Genomic DNA, 6,067 nt, shown 5'->3' on the forward strand with positions numbered 1-6,067 from the left:
GTTGGGAGAAATTCCAATCTCAGCTTTTTTAAGCATTATTTCGTTTTTTATAAGCTACTTGAACTTGTAGTCCATAATCTTCTTCCGTTAAAATTGTTGAGCCGCTTCGCCCAGCAATCTTATTCGGGCCCCCAGTAACAACTACTGTTGCAAGATACAATTGATACTTATCATGAGCAGTATGGACATCGGTTAGGCCGATTTTGGTAATATGACCAACTGGGCGCCGTTCCATTTGGTTCATCCCGATGTAGATTTCAAGACGGTGTTGCAACTCATCATGAACTAATTCAAAGTATGGCGGAACAGATTGTGAATTCAAAGCCGTAACTGGTTTTTCAGTTGCCTGATATTGTTCAACGATTTCTTTTTCACTCAGGCCATCATAGCCGTTAACAAACACACCCTCCATTAATAGTTGGTCAACAACACGGTGTAAGTTATGTTGTTCATGTTCGTCAATTGCTACTGCTGCTGGGATCGTGTCGGCATTAGCAAACAAGCCATTTGACCGGTTTGCCAATTCTGCCGCTAGTCGTTGTTGTGCATCAAGAGGCGTCTTAGCTTTGCCGTCCTCAAATTTTTGACCAGTAATCTTTGCGACACGCGGTGAAATAAAATCAAATCGTGAAGTCTTTTCAAGAAAGTAAAAGACGAAATTAAGATAGATAAAATATGTTAATCCAATCACTGCTAAGCAATATAACAATGCCCGTAGCCAAACATGATTCATAAAGAGTCGGAACGTAACATAAACTAAATAAATATCGCCCAGTAAAGCAATAATGATATAAATACGACTCTTTAACTTTACGTCAAGGTTAAAGTAACTCAATGACGAGTTAATCATATCAAGAAAACTAAACATTAATAACCCGCCTCCTTATTATTCAGTCGTAGTCGTTCCGGTAGTATTACCACCAGTCGTGTCTTGTGTCGTTGTATTATTGTTAGTTGTTGTACCAGTCGATTGTGAGGTACTGTTTCGATTAGCACTCGTACTTTCGTTTGTATTTGCTGATCGATTTGTCGATGCTTCTGTGCCAGTGTTTCCTGCTGACCGTGTAGGTTGATTAGTATCCCCAGTATCGTCCGTTGTATTGTTGCTATTACTTGTCCGGGTAGTTGATGAATTACTTGCACTCTCATCATTATCATCACGATCGCTTTGTGAATTCCGACTTGATTGATTGCTTTCCTCATCACCCGATTGCTGAAATTGGCGACTTGTTGATACTGATGTTACTTTTGCACCCTCAGAAGTATGCGTTGCTTTATTAACTACTACATTGGTGGCACCCAACGCAAGTACCAATGATACAAGTGCAAATGGGGTTACTAATGGCGGTATCTTTGCTCCCATGTCTCATTCTCCTTTTCCAGAGTATATAATACACGAAAACTGGCCCAATAAATATGAATTTATTGTAAAGATTTTTTCTGGCATTGGGCACATATCCCGTGCAATTCAAACCGATGCCCAGTGATTTTAACTCCTGGCAACTGCTTCTCAAAGAATTTCTTATCAATTGGTGGCATTTGAATTTCTTGAACTCGTCCGCAAATATCACAAATAAAGTGGTGGTGATGGGTAAAATCACACGAATATTTAACCTGCATCTGATCATGCTGTTGACGCAATTCGACAATGCCCAATTTCTCAAATTCTTTAAAATTTCGATAAATAGTATCGTGACTTAATCCAGGGAATTGTTCTCGAAGATATTGGTCAATTTCTACAATATTAAAGTAACGATCAGGATGTCGCGCAACTGATTCAATCATCATTTTACGTTGCTTAGTCCACCGCAAACGATGGTCTTTAATAATGGTCCGTGCTTGATCAATTAATTTCTCCAATATTTTTTCCTCCCGATTAGAGATGATATTGTAACATATTTTAGTTCTTTTTGGATAATATCTGCCTAACAATTATATCTATTTGTTGTTTGGTATTTTTCCACTGGTCATTAACTACGACATGCGCGATCCCTTTTAAAGCCGCTGGTAAAGCAAGATCACGGTGATACTCTTTGCTATGTAAACGAGAACGAATCGCACTCAATTTATCGCCCCGCAGTGTCATTCGCTTAGCTAAAGAAGCCATATGGGTAACGGTCAAGAAAATAATCACTGCTTGAGCATCAAGTTGGTGATGGTAAGTAATCGCACCAGCTGTGTCAAGAACAATCACATCATTTTCCCCTTGTTTCCATCCTTCTGCTAAGCCTTCTAATGAAGAACCATATTGAAACTGGTCATAAGTTACTTGCTCAAGTAAATGGAGTTTCTTCAGGGAAGATGGTGTTTCAAAATGATAGTCTACCCCATCTTGTTCTCCCGGACGTGGCAGCCGGGTCGTATGGGTAATTACCCGGTGCATATCATAATGATTCTGAAGATAGTTAGCGACAGTTGTTTTACCGGAGCCAGCTGCTCCTGTCACAATAAACACATACTTATTATTTTTCATAATTGCTTATTTTAAATGATCGTTAACTTGATCCAATAATTCTTTTAAATTCTCGTAGGTTAACCGTTCACGAGCATCTTGATAGTTGAACCATCCACAATTCTTAATCTCTTCTGCTTGCAGATGAATGTCTTCCTTGTTATCTAACTCGGCAGTATAAAGGGTCATTTGCTTATGATTGCCATTTGGTAAGTCGTATTCGGTATACACCTTAAAACTTGTATCAATTGGTAATTCTAATTGCGTTTCTTCCTTTATTTCACGAATTGCTGTTTCTTCTAGTGATTCATTGCCTTCAACGTGACCTTTCGGGAATCCCCAGAAGTGTCCCTTATTTTGACTTTCTAAGAGTAAATACTCAATTCCATTTTCGCCTTGACGATATACAACTGCGCCACTAGTAACTTCAATTGCCATTTTTATCCCTCTTTTGTAATTAAATTTTTCTAATTTACTTTTAATATTAACTAAGGTATCATTATTAATTATAAACGTGACGAACCATTTCGGCACGTACAATTTATTATAGCAAAGGTGGGTTAAAGATGAGCTTAAACATTATGCGAAAAGAAAGTCTCGATCGGTATCTTGGTGAAGACAAGCTTTTCGTTAAATCAATGAATGCTCGTGATCTCATGGCAATTGGGATCGGTACTGTTATTGGTACTGGGATTTTCATTCTCCCTGGAACAATTGCCGCAAATTCAGCTGGACCAGGAGTGTCATTGTCATTTCTGTTTTCAGCGATTGTCTGTGCGCTAGCTGCAATGTGTTATGCTGAGTTTGCTTCTGCATTACCGGTTGCTGGGAGTGCCTACTCATACGGAAATGTAGTGTTTGGTGAATTCCTTGGCTGGTTGCTGGGATGGGCATTAGTTCTTGAATACATGTTAGCTGTTGCTTCTGTTTCAACAGGTTGGGCAGCCTACTTCAATACATTGCTTGAAGGATTTGGTATTCATCTCCCTAAAGCACTATCGGGTCCATTTGATCCAGCTCATGGTACCTACATAAATATCGTGGCGGTTGTAATTGTTCTTTTGATTACAGTAATGCTTGCACGGGGGATGCAATCTTCACTGCGTATCAACAACATTGCTGTTTTCCTTAAGATTGCAATTATCTTGATCTTTATTATTGTTGGTTTCTTCTTCATCAAGCCCAAAAATTACCATCCATTCCTTCCATACCACATGAAGGGTGTGATTCACGGGGCAACGATTGGTTTCTTTGCTTATCTTGGGTTCGACTGTGTTTCCAGTTCGGCTGCCGAAGTTAAGAATCCTAAACGAAATATGCCTCTAGGAATTATTGGGACACTTGCTGTTGCAACAATCTTATATACTGGTGTTGCCGTAGTCCTAACTGGGATGGTTAAGTACACCAAGCTTGACGTTGCCAATCCAGTGGCATTCGCCTTACAGATGGTTCATCAAGACTGGTTGGCAGAATTATTGTCAATTGGGGCTTTGATCGGAATGTTCACAATGATGGTTTCAATGATCTATTCTAGTTCTCGTTTGATCTATGCAATTGGTCGTGACGGTCTGCTTCCTTCATTCTTAGGAAAGCTTGATAAAAAGAGCCACTCGCCACAAGTTGCATTATGGATCGTGGCGATTATTATCGCTATCATGGGCGGACTTGTTTCTCTTGATCAACTTACAAGTTTAGTTAACATCGGAACTTTATTTGCTTTCATGCTCGTTTCATTTGGGATTATTCCGCTTCGTAAGCGAAAGGATATCGGTAATCGTGGAGGCTTTAAGGTGCCCCTCTACCCTGTGCTTCCAATTCTTTCTGGTCTCACCTGCCTTGGCATGATGACCCAGTTGCAAAAAGAAACATATATTGGAGCAGCAATTTGGTTTGGAATCGGAATTATCATCTACTTCACTTACGGCTACTGGCACAGTAAGTTAGCAGATAAGAATTAATAGCAAAAAATTTAAGAGTTATGTAGAGAGTGAGAAAATTATTTTTCCACTCCCTTTTTATTTAAGATAGCAATTTGCATTAAATACCATCTTTTTGTTAAGGTAGTATTACTTACTTTTTTATTCACAAGGAGGAATCAATTAGTTAGGCCAAATTTTGATCACATATGCCTAATTTTTTATGGAATATACAAAGAAGAATTACAAAAAAGCACCTTTATCATCAATTCACTTTCGAATATATTTTGCCCTCGCTCTTGGACAAATTGCTTGTGGTTTTGCTCTTGGAATTAGTGGAACTGCCCTTTCCCAAGCAACCGATTATATCAATATTACCGACTTTTGGGTTGGCCTAATTGGTGCTGGGAGTTTAATTGGACTCGCTGGGAGTGCTTTAATGGGTAAAATCGCTGACCAATTTGGCCGGCGAAGAATGTTGATGCTCGATATGTATCTTTTTTCTATATTTTCTCTTTTACAATTAGTAACAATGAATCTTATTATCCTGTTTATCTTACGGATTTTAATTGGTTTAATGATTGCCATTGACTATACTGTTGGGAATGCTCTATTGGTAGAATGGTTACCAGCAAAAGAAAGCGGACGCCTACAAAGCCAACTAATCATTTATTGGACAATTGGCTTTATTACTTCATACATCGCGGGAATTTTAGTAACAGGGTTTGGTGCTCATAATTGGCAAGTTATCCTTGCATCAAGTGTCGTTCCTGGACTGATGACTGCAATCTATCGGTCAATCTTCCGAATTCCTGCATCTCCGAGCTGGTTAGCAAGTCAAGGGAAAAATAAAACTGCTCAAAAACTAATTCAAAAACATCTCGGGAAAAAATGGGGATTATCATTAAAACAAATTCGTAGTAAAAAGCCAAAAGATGTCTCTCTTAAAACCCTATTTAATCCCCCTTATCGCCGAAAAACCATTGTTGGTGGCTTATTCTATGCTTGTCAGGCATTTTCATTTTTCGGTATCAGTATCTTCTTACCAATTCTCCTAAAAAGTATGAATCTTGGTAATAACAACCTCTCTGGGATTATCTATAATAGTTGCGTCCTTATCGGTGTAATTTTCGGTAGTTTAATCTTCAAGATTCTTAGTAGGCGGATGTTTTTGGTAAGAACATTTTTCCTTTCAGCAGCAGCCCTCATTTTATTAATAATTGGCAATAACTTTTCACCTTTCTTCCAAATTAGCGTTTTTGCGATCTTTGCGATAGTCTTATCCTCAGGACTTGTCCTTGATTATCCATATCCAACAGAACTATTTGATGTTAAGGTTCGAGCTAGTGGGGTTGGTACTTGTATCACTATCAGTCGTTTTGGAGCTGCTAGCGGAACATTCTTATTACCAATCTTAACTCATCTCGGCGGTCCAATTTTAGCAATGCTAATTTGTACTCTTGTTTTACTTATAGGTGGTACTATCTGTCTTTTATGGGCACCTGAAACTTCACCAAAATATATTTAACATTAATAATAGAATGGTCGGGAAAATTTTAAATTTTTCACTGACCATTTTTAGTTTTAAACATCAATCCAATAGACTAATCAATTTTTAACAATTGAACTACTCCCACTTAGCTAAACCTACGGTTTAATGCTTGAAGTGGGAGATTCTGGAAACATCGCATACTTACCC

The 6,067-nt window shown here is 38.5% G+C and carries 7 protein-coding genes; 2 read left to right on the plus strand and 5 right to left on the minus strand.

From position 1 onward, the window contains the following. Positions 1 to 28 precede the first annotated feature (28 nt). From QOS06_RS09250 to QOS06_RS09270, 5 genes are read right to left on the minus strand one after another with little or no spacing between them, the layout of a single operon-like run. Positions 29 to 868: a DUF6681 family protein gene (locus tag QOS06_RS09250; RefSeq protein ID WP_283595888.1), complete on the minus strand. Its 840-nt coding sequence runs from the start codon at positions 866 to 868 to the stop codon at positions 29 to 31. 18 nt (positions 869 to 886) lie between these two features. Continuing rightward, positions 887 to 1,363: a hypothetical protein gene (locus QOS06_RS09255; protein WP_085650489.1), complete on the minus strand. Its 477-nt coding sequence runs from the start codon at positions 1,361 to 1,363 to the stop codon at positions 887 to 889. Positions 1,364 to 1,422: 59 nt separating this feature from the next. Further along, complete coding sequence (locus QOS06_RS09260) at positions 1,423 to 1,860, minus strand: Fur family transcriptional regulator (protein ID WP_085650490.1); 438 nt, start codon at positions 1,858 to 1,860, stop codon at positions 1,423 to 1,425. A gap of 40 nt (positions 1,861 to 1,900) precedes the next feature. Continuing rightward, positions 1,901 to 2,473, minus strand: coding sequence for a guanylate kinase (locus QOS06_RS09265; RefSeq protein WP_152704284.1), 573 nt, complete (start codon positions 2,471 to 2,473; stop codon positions 1,901 to 1,903). A 6-nt stretch (positions 2,474 to 2,479) separates the two neighbouring features. Next, entirely contained in the window at positions 2,480 to 2,890 is a 411-nt protein-coding gene (locus QOS06_RS09270) for a bis(5'-nucleosyl)-tetraphosphatase (protein WP_003664837.1), read from the minus strand. A 128-nt stretch (positions 2,891 to 3,018) separates the two neighbouring features. On the opposite strand from QOS06_RS09270, the gene QOS06_RS09275 reads away from it, so the two are divergent. Then, positions 3,019 to 4,410 (plus strand): APC family permease, encoded by a 1,392-nt coding sequence (locus QOS06_RS09275; protein ID WP_085680415.1) that lies wholly within the window; start codon positions 3,019 to 3,021, stop codon positions 4,408 to 4,410. A 181-nt stretch (positions 4,411 to 4,591) separates the two neighbouring features. After that, on the plus strand, positions 4,592 to 5,896 hold the full coding sequence (locus tag QOS06_RS09280; RefSeq protein WP_283595890.1) for an MFS transporter: 1,305 nt from the start codon (positions 4,592 to 4,594) through the stop codon (positions 5,894 to 5,896). Positions 5,897 to 6,067: the final 171 nt, after the last annotated feature.

Source organism: Limosilactobacillus sp. DJ3M12 (assembly GCF_947381695.1).
GTDB classification, from domain to species: Bacteria; Bacillota; Bacilli; order Lactobacillales; family Lactobacillaceae; genus Limosilactobacillus; species Limosilactobacillus kinnaridis.